The 13541-nt window shown below is 35.3% G+C and carries 14 protein-coding genes, 7 tRNA genes and 2 pseudogenes; 9 read left to right on the forward strand and 14 right to left on the reverse strand.

The window, feature by feature from the left end; translation table 11 throughout:
• Nucleotides 1-6: 6 nt before the first annotated feature.
• From NSQ61_RS15260 to NSQ61_RS15290, 7 genes are all read left to right on the forward strand, one after another.
• Nucleotides 7-1059: a type IV pilus twitching motility protein PilT gene (locus NSQ61_RS15260; RefSeq protein WP_117017145.1), complete on the forward strand. Its 1053-nt coding sequence runs from the start codon at nucleotides 7-9 to the stop codon at nucleotides 1057-1059.
• Nucleotides 1046-2251 carry a type II secretion system F family protein gene (locus NSQ61_RS15265; protein ID WP_066247885.1) on the forward strand — a complete coding sequence of 402 codons (1206 nt, stop codon included), beginning with the start codon at nucleotides 1046-1048 and terminating at the stop codon, nucleotides 2249-2251. Before NSQ61_RS15260 ends, NSQ61_RS15265 begins: the two co-directional genes overlap by 14 nt.
• Before the next feature lie 187 nt (nucleotides 2252-2438).
• On the forward strand, nucleotides 2439-2840 hold the full coding sequence (locus NSQ61_RS15270) for a prepilin-type N-terminal cleavage/methylation domain-containing protein (protein ID WP_066247883.1): 402 nt from the start codon (nucleotides 2439-2441) through the stop codon (nucleotides 2838-2840).
• Nucleotides 2841-2958: 118 nt separating this feature from the next.
• Nucleotides 2959-3957 carry a type IV pilus biogenesis protein PilM gene (gene pilM / locus NSQ61_RS15275; RefSeq protein ID WP_066247881.1) on the forward strand — a complete coding sequence of 333 codons (999 nt, stop codon included), beginning with the start codon at nucleotides 2959-2961 and terminating at the stop codon, nucleotides 3955-3957.
• Nucleotides 3958-4560 carry a PilN domain-containing protein gene (locus NSQ61_RS15280; RefSeq protein WP_066247879.1) on the forward strand — a complete coding sequence of 201 codons (603 nt, stop codon included), beginning with the start codon at nucleotides 3958-3960 and terminating at the stop codon, nucleotides 4558-4560. It abuts the gene before it with no gap.
• A complete protein-coding gene (locus tag NSQ61_RS15285) occupies nucleotides 4553-5359 on the forward strand; it encodes a hypothetical protein (RefSeq protein ID WP_066247878.1) in 807 nt (268 codons plus the stop codon). Before NSQ61_RS15280 ends, NSQ61_RS15285 begins: the two co-directional genes overlap by 8 nt.
• Before the next feature lie 18 nt (nucleotides 5360-5377).
• Nucleotides 5378-6130 (forward strand): prepilin peptidase, encoded by a 753-nt coding sequence (locus NSQ61_RS15290; protein WP_066247876.1) that lies wholly within the window; start codon nucleotides 5378-5380, stop codon nucleotides 6128-6130.
• A gap of 428 nt (nucleotides 6131-6558) precedes the next feature.
• Here NSQ61_RS15290 and NSQ61_RS15295 read toward each other — a convergent pair whose 3' ends face one another.
• From NSQ61_RS15295 to NSQ61_RS15320, 6 genes and pseudogenes are all read right to left on the reverse strand, one after another.
• Complete coding sequence (locus NSQ61_RS15295) at nucleotides 6559-7011, reverse strand: hypothetical protein (RefSeq protein ID WP_339229873.1); 453 nt, start codon at nucleotides 7009-7011, stop codon at nucleotides 6559-6561.
• Nucleotides 7012-7078: 67 nt separating this feature from the next.
• On the reverse strand, nucleotides 7079-7606 hold the full coding sequence (locus tag NSQ61_RS15300; RefSeq protein ID WP_063387112.1) for a hypothetical protein: 528 nt from the start codon (nucleotides 7604-7606) through the stop codon (nucleotides 7079-7081).
• Nucleotides 7594-8076, reverse strand: coding sequence for a stage II sporulation protein M (locus tag NSQ61_RS15305; RefSeq protein WP_161939799.1), 483 nt, complete (start codon nucleotides 8074-8076; stop codon nucleotides 7594-7596). The genes NSQ61_RS15300 and NSQ61_RS15305 overlap by 13 nt, the downstream gene beginning before the upstream one ends.
• A 32-nt stretch (nucleotides 8077-8108) precedes the next feature.
• Nucleotides 8109-8792, reverse strand: a complete 684-nt coding sequence (locus tag NSQ61_RS15310) for an ATP-binding cassette domain-containing protein (RefSeq protein WP_066247871.1) — start codon at nucleotides 8790-8792, stop codon at nucleotides 8109-8111.
• Nucleotides 8793-8804: 12 nt separating this feature from the next.
• Nucleotides 8805-10160, reverse strand: a complete 1356-nt coding sequence (locus tag NSQ61_RS15315; RefSeq protein WP_144597984.1) for a hypothetical protein — start codon at nucleotides 10158-10160, stop codon at nucleotides 8805-8807.
• Nucleotides 10161-10649: 489 nt separating this feature from the next.
• A pseudogene (locus NSQ61_RS15320) lies at nucleotides 10650-11000 on the reverse strand (protein rep); the annotation flags it as partial.
• 281 nt (nucleotides 11001-11281) lie between these two features.
• Between NSQ61_RS15320 and NSQ61_RS15325 the strand changes: the two are divergent.
• Both NSQ61_RS15325 and NSQ61_RS15330 read left to right on the forward strand, forming a co-directional pair.
• On the forward strand, nucleotides 11282-11500 hold the full coding sequence (locus tag NSQ61_RS15325; RefSeq protein ID WP_133309202.1) for a hypothetical protein: 219 nt from the start codon (nucleotides 11282-11284) through the stop codon (nucleotides 11498-11500).
• Nucleotides 11501-11516: 16 nt separating this feature from the next.
• Complete coding sequence (locus NSQ61_RS15330; protein WP_066252204.1) at nucleotides 11517-11750, forward strand: hypothetical protein; 234 nt, start codon at nucleotides 11517-11519, stop codon at nucleotides 11748-11750.
• A gap of 241 nt (nucleotides 11751-11991) precedes the next feature.
• On the opposite strand, the pseudogene NSQ61_RS15335 reads toward NSQ61_RS15330, so the two are convergent.
• From NSQ61_RS15335 to NSQ61_RS15370, 8 genes and pseudogenes are all read right to left on the reverse strand, one after another.
• Nucleotides 11992-12747, reverse strand: a pseudogene (locus NSQ61_RS15335) (protein rep); the annotation flags it as partial.
• Between the two features lie 90 nt (nucleotides 12748-12837).
• Nucleotides 12838-12910: transfer RNA gene (locus tag NSQ61_RS15340), tRNA-Ala, on the reverse strand.
• A gap of 10 nt (nucleotides 12911-12920) precedes the next feature.
• Nucleotides 12921-12997 (reverse strand) — tRNA-Pro (locus NSQ61_RS15345).
• A 4-nt stretch (nucleotides 12998-13001) separates the two neighbouring features.
• A tRNA-Arg gene (locus tag NSQ61_RS15350) sits at nucleotides 13002-13078 on the reverse strand.
• 5 nt (nucleotides 13079-13083) lie between these two features.
• Nucleotides 13084-13172: transfer RNA gene (locus NSQ61_RS15355), tRNA-Leu, on the reverse strand.
• Nucleotides 13173-13179: 7 nt separating this feature from the next.
• Nucleotides 13180-13251, reverse strand: a tRNA-Gly gene (locus NSQ61_RS15360).
• Between the two features lie 6 nt (nucleotides 13252-13257).
• Nucleotides 13258-13340, reverse strand: a tRNA-Leu gene (locus NSQ61_RS15365).
• A 7-nt stretch (nucleotides 13341-13347) separates the two neighbouring features.
• Nucleotides 13348-13423 (reverse strand) — tRNA-Lys (locus NSQ61_RS15370).
• Nucleotides 13424-13541 lie beyond the last annotated feature (118 nt).

The raw sequence follows: 13541 nt of genomic DNA on the forward strand, positions 1-13541 counted from the left end.
GGCTTCATGTCATACAATATATCAGATTTACTTAAAAAAGCTTTTACGGATCATGCTTCAGACCTCCATTTAATTGTCGACTCTCCTCCGGTTTTTCGCATAAACGGCGAGCTAAAGCCTTACGGAGACCATTCATTGTCTAAAAACGACACGGAAAGAATGGCAAAAGAGCTTATTCCGGAGACGATGTGGGATACGTTCGAGCAGCAGGGCGAGCTTGATTTTAACTATGAATTAGAGGGAATTTCACGGTTTCGATTAAACGCTTTTCGCCAACGCAATCATATAAGTGTCGCGATCCGGGTCATACCGACGAAGATCCCAACGATCGCAGAGCTTAAAATACCTTCCATTGTCGAGAAATTGATGGAAAAGCCCCAAGGGTTAATTCTCGTCACGGGACCAACCGGTTCAGGTAAGTCAACGACATTGGCAGCGATGATCGATTATATTAATCGAAACTATTCCAAACATATTATTACATTAGAAGATCCAATAGAATATATTCATTCCCATAAGCGATCCATTATCAATCAGCGGGAAATTGGTTCAGATACAAAAAGCTTTGCAAACGGACTGCGCGCATCTTTAAGGCAAGACCCGGATATTATTTTAGTGGGGGAAATGCGGGATCTTGAGACGATATCGACAGCTATTACTGCTGCTGAAACAGGCCATTTAGTGCTGGCCACATTACACACAAGCAGTGCAGCTCAGACGATCGACCGGATCATAGATGTGTTCCCGCCCCATCAGCAAAGGCAAATTCGCCTTCAAGTAGCAAACGTTTTGCAAGGAATCATTTCACAGCGCCTTTTCCCGCTAAAGGACGGATCCGGGCGAACGGTTGCAACGGAGATTTTAATTAATAATCCTTCCATTTCAAACTTGATTCGCAATGAAAAAATTCATCAAATCCACAATGTTTTGCAAACGAATAGAGCTCAAGGAATGCATACATTGGAAATGTCCGTTCAAAGCTTATTAAGCTCAGGAAAAATTTCTTACGAAAGCGCCATGCCATATATCAATAAAGGTGATGAAAATGGCTATCTATAAATATGTCGGTCGTACGAAAACAGGACAGCTAAAGAAAGGTACGATTGATGCACTAAATAAAACAAATGCGATAGCAAAATTAAGAGAACAAGGAATAAGCCCCCGTGAGATCAATGAAGCAAAAGGCTTGATCTATAAGGAAGTATCGATTGGCAGACCTGTGAAAAACCAGCATTTTGTCATTTATTGCCGGCAATTTGCAACACTGATCCGTGCAGGAGTTTCTATTGTAGATTCAACGAATATTTTATCAAAGCAGACGGAAAGCAAAGCATTGGCCAAAGTATTGGCTGAGATTGAAACGGAATTGCGGACAGGAAATGCTTTTTCAGATGCGGTGAGCAAATATCCGAAAATTTTTCCGGCCATTTTTGTCAATATGGTTCGCGCCGGGGAAGCCAGCGGGAGTTTGGACGAAACATTGGACAGGCTGGCGGCTTATTTTGAAAAGCAATACGATTTGAAGAAAAAAATTCAATCAACTCTTGCTTATCCAATCACATTAATCATTATCATCATTGCAGTTGTTGTGTTTCTGATGCTAACGATTGTGCCTAAATTCACCGAAATTTTTGCCCAATTTGATAGCGAACTGCCTGCCATTACGAAATTCGTAGTTGGCGCAAGCCATGTAGTTCAAAACTTTTGGTGGATTGTACTTCTTGTCTTATTAGCAGCGATTCTTGCTTTCAGCTTGTTGATGAAGAGCAATAAAACCTTTTATTACGCTGTCCATGTTATTTTGTTAAAAATGCCTGTTTTCGGCAAATTGCTGCAAAAATCAGCTATTGCAAGAATGACGCGGACATTATCATCCCTTTTTTCTAGTTCAGTGCCGATTTTACAAGCTTTAACTATTGTCGAGCGGGTTGTCAACAATCCAGTCATTGGAAAAGTTGTGTTGGACGCACGTGATAGTTTAGAAAAAGGAGACCGCTTGTCCGAGCCGTTTAGAAAAAGCTGGGTAATCCCGCCGCTCGTCACCCATATGACGGCGATCGGCGAAGAGACTGGTTCATTAGATTTTATGTTAACCAAAATAGCCGATTTCTATGAAGCGGAAGTTGACCGCAGCGTTGAAATTTTGAAATCGCTGATCGAACCGATTATGATCGTCATTTTAGCCTTTGTCATTGGGACGATTGTTCTTGCCATTATGATTCCTATGTTTAGCATTTATCAGCAAATGTAAATAGATGACGAAGCCTGCAGCATTAAAGCATGTCTAAAAGAAACGTATTGTACTAGATTCCAAAAAATTCCTTTAGGAGGTGATCAAGAAATCGAGTTAATAAAGTTTACGGGAACATGACAAGCGCTTGCCGTTTTGCTTTATGAAAGTTAATTTATGAAAACTAAAAACAAAGGAGGAATATGAAATGAGAAAACATGTAAAACTTCTCAAAAAAGAAAAAGGGATGACATTAATTGAGCTATTGGCTGTTATTATCATCATTGCAATCATACTAGCTATTGCAATCCCGATTATCGCAAATGTCATTGGCAATTCTAAAGAACGGGCTGATGTATCAGAGGCATTAAATATTATTTCAGCTGCCAAGCTAAAATATGCAAAAGATAATACTTCTGGTTCAAAAACTTATACTGCCGATGAACTTGAAGAGTATATTGATTTTGAAACAGCTAATCCAAATTTCAAAGTTTCATTTGAAGACAATAAATGGAAAATTTATGGTCATCCTGCAGTTGATATAGCTGATAAGGATAATGATAAAAGTGCAACTGAAGGAGAATTACGGAAATACTTAGATAATAACTAAAGAATCTTTTTCGTTGTAAACTTGGAACATGTAAACATAATAATTTGCCTGAATACTTTCTATCAAAAGCTGAAGTATTTCTCTTTGCAAAAATATTTGGTCACAGGAGGGTTCGCCTATGCTCACTTTTCTTTCGGCTAAAAAAACAATCAACTTAGTCATCGATGATTACGCGCTTCGGATGGTGGATCATTCCGGCGGAGATTTAACAAATATTAAACATTTCAAAGAAAAGTCTATACCGAACGGCCTGCTAGAGCATGGGCGAATTCTTGATGAGATGGAGTTTTATCATTTTATGAAGGAGACCGTCAAAGAGTGGGGAATCAAAAGGCGGAATGTCCAGTTTTATGCGCCTGATTCCCTTGTCATTATGAGAAAGGTAAAGTTTCCTGCTCATTTAAAAGATAAAGAAATCAACGGTCACTTTATTATGGAATTAGGACATACACTTTATCTTCCATTTGACAATCCAATCTTTGATGTATCACCATTGCCTGGAAAGGCTGATACCCAAACAGAACGCGAAGGGCTTCTTTTTGCCGTTCCAGAAGATGAAATGAGAAAATATACGGAAATTTTAATTGATGCAGGACTGAAGCCAGTAGCTGCTGATATTCGTTCCATCGGCGTATATCGGTATTTCCAATATACATATATGACAAAAAATACAGATGAAGCATATTTATTTTTGGAGTTGAATTTAAACTCAATCATGATCAGTATTTTTTCGGAGAACCAGCCTGAATTTTTAAGATTTCAAGATTTAGATATTCAAATGAACGATTGGACAAGCTCCCAATACGATGATGATCTGCTCACCTGGACGTATAATGGTGACGAAGCGCAATTTTTAAGTTTAATTGATGATCAAATAATGGAATTGGAGCGGATGATGAATTTTTACCGCTACTCCATTCATAAAGGTCAGAAAGCTGTATCGAAAATTATGCTGTTAGGAGATTTTCCAAACTTAGATTTGATTAGAAAAAAAATAGAAGGTCAATTTCAAATTCCCGTTACGATTTTAGATGCTTACCTTTCTCCTGAAAAAATGGATAAAGTTCCTCGTCATTTTATACCTGCTTTAGGGCTTGCCTTGAAAGGGGGAAGTTAAGTGATCCCTGAAATAAATTTATTGCCGAAATCCGAAAGACAAAGTTCGACGGTTTTGATTATTTTTATCTCTTTTCTTGTTATTTGGCTAATCTGTTTATCGATCGTTATTTATCAATATATTCATACGAAAAATGAGAAAAAACTGGCCGATACGAGAATCGAAAATTTAAAAATGGATAAGGAAATTTTAGAAACTCAAGTAGAAAATCAAAAAAATGGACAATCAGGCAGCTTAGAAGAAGCGGTCGCTAAAGCAGAGGAATTGACCGCACCTACCTCACATCTCATTGAAGAATTGCTGGAATTGCTGCCAAATCATAGCTATTTAAGCCATTATGAATATGAAAATAAACAATTGACGATCCAAACCCAATTCGAATCATTGGATGTTGCCGCATCTTATGTTGCAAAGCTCGTCTCTTCCCCTCTTTTTACAAATGTAAGGATCAAAGAAATTAAAACCTTCACATTTGAAGAAGCTTCAGATGAACAAGTGGATGAAGAAATGTTCAAGGAGATTCCGAGATATGATGTGAATATTATTCTTGAGACTCATTCTTCGGCGTTAGAGGACGAAAACGGGGGTGAAGAAGATGAGTGATTTCCTCCAAGAAAGGAAAATCTTTTTTTATTGTTTAATCATTTTACTGTTTTTGCTTATTGGCGTTGTGTATATGTATACGGTAAAGCCTTTGAAAGACGATGTTGCGCTTGCACAGTTAGATGCCAATCAGCTTGAAGTGGAAATGAAGCAATTGGAAGCACAATTGAATAAAAGTAAAACGGATAAGGAAGAAAATACTGCTCAATTAGAGAAAAAAATGCCGTTAAGCCGCAATATGGACCAGCTGCTGCTTGATTTACAGGAAGCGGAATACGTCAGCGGCAGCCAAATCCAGAACATTTCCTTTCAGGATGAGCAAACGCTGTCTGAATCGGAATTATTATCGGAAAACAATAAAACAGATACGAACGATACGAACGAAAATAAGGAGCAAAATGAATCAGCCGAAATGGAGTCTGCAACTAATCAATCTGAAAATGAAAATACGGATGCTCCGTCTAATCAAAGCGAAAACCAATCAGCTTCGAACGAATCGACAGAGAAAGAAAAATATAAAAACGTGAAACTAATTACCTTTAATCTGTCGGTTGTTTCACCAGATTTCAAGCATTTTTTACAATTCCTACAAGAAATAGAAAAATTGGAGCGAATCACCCGAGTGGACGTCCTTTCATTTACGAAACCGGGGGAAAAGGAGCTTTTAGAGGACGAAACGAATCAAACCATTACGATGGAAATTCAATTAACTACTTTTTATTTTGATTCAACAGATAAAAGTCATTCATCAGAAACAAATAAGGAATCGCAAAATGGTAAAAACAGCCCTGAATACTAATGTACGAGGAGTTTGGCAATGGTTTTCGTTTACCTTTTTTTCTTTGTTATCGGAATCATTTTCGGGTCTTTTTTTAATGTTGTCGGTCTTCGCGTCCCGAAAAAACGCTCAATCGTTCAGCCGAGGTCGCACTGCCCGCATTGTGGCCATTTCTTATCCTGGTATGAATTAATACCCATCTTTTCATATGTGCTTCAGAAAGGAAAATGCCGCAGCTGCCGTGTACCGATTTCGGCTATTTACCCAGTGATGGAGCTGTTTACAGGTTTACTATTTGTTTTTAGTTTTTACAAAATTGGATTTAGCAAGGAGCTTATAGTAGCACTACCCTTTGTTTCACTTCTTATCATTATTACGGTGAGTGATTTATCTTACAAATTGATCCCGAATCGAATTTTAATCTTTTTCTTCGTTCTATTTATTTTCTTGCGGATCTGGATTCCGCTTCATCCTTGGTATGATTCGATAATTGGAATGACTGTCGGTTTTATCCTTCTTTATATCATTGCCATTGTAAGCAATGGCGGAATGGGAGGCGGAGATATTAAACTATTTGCTGTTTTAGGATATGCTTTAGGTCTGAAAGGAGTGTTATTAGCTTTTTTCCTGTCTACCTTAATTGGTGCATTATTCGGTCTATTTGGCATCATCACGAAACAATTAAGCCGTAAATCGGCGATACCATTCGGACCTTTCATAAGTATTGGAGCCGTGCTTTCATATTTTTATGAAACGGAAATTTTCCATTGGTATATTCAGTTAATCATATAATGGACAAAAGAGAACAGGTCTGACTTTTCTTTTGATATGAAGCCAAAGTATTTTTAACAGCTAGCCTAGCGAGCTAAACGGCCTTTTCAAAATCTTTACAATGGTGATAATGCCATCCATAACAACGATAAATGTTAATTAATAGGTTACACGCTCTCTTTTCTTGTTGAATATATAAACACTCAAAGCTTGCAGAAGGAATATATACGCTAAATATATGGCAATGGAAAATAATATGTTATATCCCTTATCAATTCCCGAAGACGGCAAATGGAAATAAGAAGAAATATCTAAATGATTGAATATAACGTAATCAAAAACAGCAAATTTACGCAGAAATGCAAAAACCGCAATTTTTGCAATCTCCACAACAAAAAGCATGGAAAAAATAAACATATACTTTTGAATAGAACAGCCAAAAACATAGATCATGTTACATAAAAAATTGCGGTATAGGACTTCGCAATAAGTAATAACAATGCATGATAAAAAATATCATGATGAAATCCATAAAGTATGATAACGATTATGCTAGTCGATAATACAATGATTCCGTTGCAAATAAATACGAACAAATAAGAAGCGTATATTTTATGTAAAATCATTTTACGGGTGCTTTTATTTTTTTCAAAAACTCCATCTTTCATGATTGAATTAGCAGAGCAAAAAATATAATATAGCAAGGCAATTAGGGCAATGATATCGACAGAGAAGCTTTGGAAAATCAATGACTCCGATTCTTCCGATAAAGCATCCTGTACAGACTTCATATTCTCATTGCTAAGTATGAAATATTGCAGTCCGCATCCTATCATGATTGCAGCAAGTATAACATAAATTGGTTTGTGACGAGAAAAATACATTTTTATTTCATTAACCATTTTCATATCCTCTCATATATTTTGCAAAGTTCCTCTGGAAAACAGTCAATGATCATGCGATCGTTTTTTATAGTGAATTGAAATTAATGAATAAAACTAGAGCATTTATTACGATTAAAAACATACACAATAATAGCGCCTTTTTGGAATCGATGATATTTTTTTTAACAATGATGAATATATATATTACGTTTACAATAATCGTTATGAAAATTTTTGCGTATATATTCGTTGAAATATTGTAAACATACTCTTGATGAATAAAGTTTGTGATAATGATCGTAATGGAAAATGGCAAATATCCAATCATTAAATAAAAAAAGCTTGAAAATATTGATGGATATTTCTGCGGTTTAAATAATAGTATGATAAATCGATAGATAAAAGCTTGAAAGAAAAGAAAAACAATCGAAAAGATCATTATGACAAAATTTAGGAATACAAACATGATTTCTTTCGTTTTAAAAATGTTCTTTTCATAGATTACACTGCCTTGATTCATGATCATGTATTGACTGATAAATTGTATGGATAATAAATACCAAAGCGTAAACAGTATTAATAATATTTTTTCATTTGCTTTTAATTTAACCATTTATGTCCCCCCAGAAATTCAAAAGCATAATATTCCACTATGGCTGCAACAAAGTAAACAGCTATCATTGTCAGCAATAACATACAAACAGCCTTTATATTTTCTTTGTTTATTTCTTTTTTTAACACAGTTTTATAAAAATCTTTCATTCTTTTCGAAGCGATGATACATATGATCCATCCTACTATTTCTATCGGCGTATGGAAAATTAAAGTCATGAAAGTTTTATATACGCCAAAGAGCTCTATGCCAAAATATATGTTTAACCCTAAAAAAAATGAATTATATAAAATAATCGGATAAGATATGAAACTTGTTAGCAGAACTAACATAATGCCGATTGAGGCGTTATTGAAAAAAATATCAATAAAATTTAGATCGAGAGCTTCCCTTTTTAAATCGACTTCTAATAATGCGCCAAAGAAGAATCCTGCCAATAAAAAACCAAATATAAGCAGAGGAATTTTCATGAACTCTTCCCTTTTTATGACGAACTGACGATTCATCTATACTGCTCCTGTTCTAAATCTAAATAATGAAATATATTTTTTTTATAACTTTGAGTATTTACGTTTGTAATCTGCTTAATCGTTTTGCTATCTTCCATCACAATGCACTGCTTAGTGTACCTTTCGATATCATGAAAATTATGGGTAGTGATGATAATTGTGAAGTTAAACTTATTTTTTCTGAGCAGCTCTTTAAAATTCATTTCAGATTTATAATCTAAACCGTTAAATGGCTCATCAAATATTAAAATATCTGCATTGGACATAAATCCCATTAATATAATCAATTTTTGCTTTTGCCCTAAAGAAAGACCCTTTAACTTGTTCGGTAAAAATTCTTTAATATTCAATACTTCAAATTCGTTTAATAGCTCTTCAAGCTCTTCTTTATTTTTATTATGAATTCGTGAATGTAACTCGAGAAACTCTTGTGCTGTCAATTCATCAAAAACTAAATATTCAATATCCAAGTAAACGATTTTCTTATTACGATTTAAGCTCTTAACAGAAGCATTTTCCGTTTTGATTATATTCGACAATATTTGCACGGTTGTAGTTTTGCCCACGCCATTTGGCCCGACAATGGCTGTCACTTCATTTTCAGGTATTGAAAAAGATATATGATCTAAAATTTTTTTCTCCCCTATGCTATACGTTAAATTTTTAATTTCTAACATTTATTTTTTACCTCACTTATGTAATTCGTCAAAAAAGCTCTTCCTCCAATAATGCGCCAATATTGACACACAAAATAGTATGACGGAAACGAGCAGCAACATCGTTGTAGCTAAGCTGGAGCTCTTTATGCTGCTACTGTTTACAAGAATGCTAATAATGGCACTGGGAACAAACGCTATTAATAATACGTTGGATAAACCTTTTTTTGTGTGTATAAACAAATTAGGCAATTCACTTTTCTTCAATATTTTTCTCGTGATTAAAATGATTAGTTCATCTGCCTTAATGTCTAATATGTATACAAGCATCAGCAGGAAAGCATAAATATATTGCTGATTTAAAATGAGATAACAGAGGTGAAATAGTAAAACGGGCAATAATAAGAAGAAATTATTTAAGTTAATATTCATCATAAACTCAGATTGAATTTTTTTGTCTAAAGACTTTAAATAAAACAAATAATAACCATAAGTTTCCATAGTTAAAAAATCAATAAATTTGATTTTTACAAAAAGAGATGAAATTAAATAGGATATGATTATCAGTGATTCTTCGATATTGCTGATGAAAACAAACAAGCTGGATGTGATCTGTATCAAAGTCAAAAATATGAAGGGTATAAAAAATAGTTTGAAATAATGGATTAATTGTTTTTCCTGGAAAATTCGTGTAGTAGCTTTAATATATCTTAATAAAAAATAGTTAGATATTAACAGAATTAATAGAAAAGCCACCCATAAAAATAATAAAACCTCGATTTTATTGCTTGCACTCGCGAAGCTAAAACCTGCTTTTTGCGATACTTCTTGAATGATTTGATAACTTAACAATATTACAAACATGAGACGAGCCATTTTTAAAATATTTAATATGTATTGAAATTCTGATATTTTAGCAAACAAAGAAAGATAAATGATTATACAGCTTAAAATAAATAAGATCAAAAAAAGTTGTTTATCTAAAAATGTATAATATATAAACTGTATCAGTATCCATGTATAAACGTTTTTAAAATTAGCAGTGATTACATAAAAAATAGACGGTATTAATCCATAAACTTTTTTAAATCCTTTTGGAACTTCAAATCTTAACAAATTTATAATGACAAATAATTCCATTAAATATTTTGCGATTAAAATTTCCCATTTATAGTCATTTAATATACGATGAATATGTACATTTTGAGAAGGGTCTAGTAAAAGAATAATCCCTAATAATAAAATATTTGACGCTGCATAAAAGTATATATAATATTTCGCCAGATATTTAAATTCAGGTAAAATTTTTTCAAATTTTTCATACAAATTGCTTTGATATGCTCTTAAAGCATTGATTGCAATAAGAAAAAAAATTCTTACATATGACATAGTCTGCACCTCATCAATAAAACCATAAAACGAAATTTAGAAACAATGTTCATTACGCGATGTTTATCTATTTTCTTAAATTTTTCCTAAAAAATAATGAAGCTGCTGAGCCATTGTATAGCTGAACTCATATTTAAACTCTCACTTTCTCTTCATCTGATCAATTAAATAATATTACCAAATATACCATTGATCAACCATATTTAGCGATTTATTAGAAATTCTCCCATTTTTTATGTTTCGATCGATATCGATAGTTTTGTTTGCCCCCATCGCTATACACTTTTCGGATCATACTAACGGCTTCAAAGCACTATGTTAAGCAACACAAAAAAATGTGCTCCTTATGCTCCCTTCGGTCCGCTACCGCACATTTTAATTGACAACCGCCATGCGTCACCTTCTTCCCTCTAGTGACCCGCCGAGCAATAAAAAAAGATACGAAAATCATCTCCCGTATCTTCTGTATCTCTAATTTTCTACACCCTATTAATCTCTCTTTATCACATAATTTTTTAAACCGATATGCCACTTGCCAATCACATCAAAAGCACCGTTTGCTACTTCGTCATTTTCGGAGATATAGACTAAATCTCCATCTTCTGCATCTCCCAAATTCAATTCCTTGTGGATCTGTTTCAGCAAACCACCATAACCGATTAATCGCTTATATGCCAAGGCGTTGTCTAACACCAAAACGGTTTCCACATTTTCATCCGTGACCTTATTCCCTTTAATGACATCCGTATCTTTGACTGGATACTTAGAAACTTCCAAAATAGCATTTTGTTCTCTGATAGCTTTTTTAAAATCTTTCTCGTATTCTTCTAAGTCTTTTTTATATCTTTTCCAAACCACCTCAAGCATCAAACAAACAGCAATGAAAGCAGCTAAAATAATCGTCGCTGTAGCAAAGGAAGTATGCTCTCTAATGTTGTACATTATCAATCCCAAAAACCACACGTTATAAAAAGTAAAACGTTTTTTCCTATCTTTAATTCAAACCCTTCTAAATTTTCGACTAATTCTAATTAAATCATATCCAAAGTATCCCAAAAAAGACTTATATTTGTTTATAGTAGTAGTATATGGGCCCATATAATTCCAGGAAAGGATGTTTTTTGATTGAAAAAGAGTGTGAAAGTAAAGGAGATAATGCTATGATTGTGAAAAAGAAGAAATTTGGTTTTTTAGTGAAGATTATATTGGTAGCTTTATTGGTTGCCCCACCTCTGTTAGGATCAACAAGTTTTTTGGGATTTAATAAATCAAGTAATGTTGCTCATGCAGCAGAAAAGAGAGTTGTAGTAGGGTCTTATACTTTATCCAAAGCTCAATAAAGAGTTGGCTAATAATATGAAAGCAATAAAAGGTAATAGTAATCTAAAAATTGTTATTTTAGCTATTGCTACTAAATGGGGTGGAGTTGCTGGATGGGCTTCTGCATTAGCAACACAACTGAGTTCTAATTCTCTTTATAAAAAAGAAGTTATAAATGCTGCAAAAAAAGGAAAGAGATTAAAAATAACTGATTATAAAAATTACCATACATCCTATTCAGTACAAATAAAATACACGATTGTAAAATAATTTAAAATGGGGCGAGATTATGAATAAAAACTCACTGATAGCATTTTTAAAAAGTTATATTAGCCTCGCGGCTATAATGTTATTGATTTATTTAATCTTAGGTCCATCTGAAAATGTATCTTTGATTTTTGTTATGGCATTAGGGCTACCAATAACGGCAATAATGGTCTTTACAGGATGGGACAAAAAGTTAAAAAAACATCTACCTTAGTAAGAAAAGCAGGCTCTAGGCCTGCTTTTCTTACTTGATTATGTAATTCTTTATGCCAGGATGCCAATAAGCCATAACCTCAAATGCAGCGTTTGCCACCTCATCATTTTCTTCCTCAATCTTAACCAGATCGCCGTCCTCTGCATCACCGAGATTCATTTCCTTATGTATCTCCTTCAAAATGCCACCATATCCGATTAGTCGCCGAGCCGACAGCGCGTCGTCCAGATAGTAGACCGTATCCAAATTGTCTTCAGTCACCTTGTTGCCGCGGACAAGATCTGTATCCTTCACAGGGTACTTTGAAATTTCCAAAACAGCTTTTTGCTCCTCTATAGCCTCTCGCACTTCACTCTCGATCTGTTCAGCATCAATCTTGGTTTTCCCTTTGCCCCGCTGTATATGTACAATCGGCGTGTAATCAAGTTTCATTGCCTTTTTCCAAAGGCTTGTCCAATCTTTTTGACTAATATATAACTTGCCTGTGAAATAACTTTTCTTTACTGGTAATAACACATGAAAATGTGGATGATATGTATGTTCTTCATGATTTTTCGTGATTTCTAAAGCTCGAAAATACCCAAGGACGGCTGCATCAAATCGCTTGTACTTCGTCAAACGATTAAACCCCTTCATCATATCGGAAATCGTTTGGCGAAGCTCTCCTCCCTCGACATTCCGAACTGTCAGTGTGAGAAATAACCAAGCACAATGATATCGCCGATTGGCTTCCTCAACAATCAATTTATTGTGATATGCAATTTTTAACGACCTGCGCCAGGCATGTCCATTTTTCATGGGCAATAAAAAAAACCTTAGGAATCTCCCTAAGGTTCAGCGGATTATTGGAATTGGTTGTATAAATAAATATTTGGATGGAGCCTAGCGGGATCGAACCGCTGACCTCCTGCGTGCAAAGCAGGCGCTCTCCCAGCTGAGCTAAGGCCCCTTTAAATTCCTGGTCGGGAAGACAGGATTCGAACCTGCGACCCCATGGTCCCAAACCATGTGCTCTACCAAGCTGAGCTACTTCCCGTATATGGCGCGCCCGAGAGGAGTCGAACCCCTAACCTTTTGATCCGTAGTCAAACGCTCTATCCAATTGAGCTACGGGCGCCAATATGGTGCCGAGGACCGGACTTGAACCGGTACGGTAGTCACCTACCGCAGGATTTTAAGTCCTGTGCGTCTGCCAATTCCGCCACCCCGGCAGAGAAAAGCGGAAGACGGGATTCGAACCCGCGACCCCCACCTTGGCAAGGTGGTGTTCTACCACTGAACTACTTCCGCATATGATGCGGGTGGAGGGACTTGAACCCCCACGCCATAAAGGCGCTAGATCCTGATTCTAGTGCGTCTGCCAATTCCGCCACACCCGCGTCAAAATGGTGAGCCATGGAGGATTCGAACCTCCGACCCTCTGATTAAAAGTCAGATGCTCTACCGACTGAGCTAATGGCTCATGATCAAAAATATTTTTTCAGCTGTCTCTTCTGTCTTAACTATTGGGAAGACGATCAATGACATCAGGGCAAAACAACCTGTCACAAATTTGATGAAGCATTGCTTGTCTGACAACT

It is taken from the genome of Aeribacillus sp. FSL K6-1121, assembly GCF_038003725.1.
Classification (GTDB): Bacteria; Bacillota; Bacilli; order Bacillales; family Aeribacillaceae; genus Aeribacillus; species Aeribacillus composti.

Coding starts and splice junctions, on each gene's coding strand:
- NSQ61_RS15260 (WP_117017145.1), top strand. CDS start 7: ATGTCATACAATATATCAGATTTACTTAAAAAAGCTTTTACGGATCAT.
- NSQ61_RS15265 (WP_066247885.1), top strand. CDS start 1,046: ATGGCTATCTATAAATATGTCGGTCGTACGAAAACAGGACAGCTAAAG.
- NSQ61_RS15270 (WP_066247883.1), top strand. CDS start 2,439: ATGAGAAAACATGTAAAACTTCTCAAAAAAGAAAAAGGGATGACATTA.
- pilM (WP_066247881.1), top strand. CDS start 2,959: ATGCTCACTTTTCTTTCGGCTAAAAAAACAATCAACTTAGTCATCGAT.
- NSQ61_RS15285 (WP_066247878.1), top strand. CDS start 4,553: ATGAGTGATTTCCTCCAAGAAAGGAAAATCTTTTTTTATTGTTTAATC.
- NSQ61_RS15290 (WP_066247876.1), top strand. CDS start 5,378: ATGGTTTTCGTTTACCTTTTTTTCTTTGTTATCGGAATCATTTTCGGG.
- NSQ61_RS15295 (WP_339229873.1), bottom strand. CDS start 7,011: ATGGTTAATGAAATAAAAATGTATTTTTCTCGTCACAAACCAATTTAT.
- NSQ61_RS15300 (WP_063387112.1), bottom strand. CDS start 7,606: ATGGTTAAATTAAAAGCAAATGAAAAAATATTATTAATACTGTTTACG.
- NSQ61_RS15305 (WP_161939799.1), bottom strand. CDS start 8,076: ATGAAAATTCCTCTGCTTATATTTGGTTTTTTATTGGCAGGATTCTTC.
- NSQ61_RS15310 (WP_066247871.1), bottom strand. CDS start 8,792: ATGTTAGAAATTAAAAATTTAACGTATAGCATAGGGGAGAAAAAAATT.
- NSQ61_RS15315 (WP_144597984.1), bottom strand. CDS start 10,160: ATGTCATATGTAAGAATTTTTTTTCTTATTGCAATCAATGCTTTAAGA.
- NSQ61_RS15330 (WP_066252204.1), top strand. CDS start 11,517: ATGAAAGCAATAAAAGGTAATAGTAATCTAAAAATTGTTATTTTAGCT.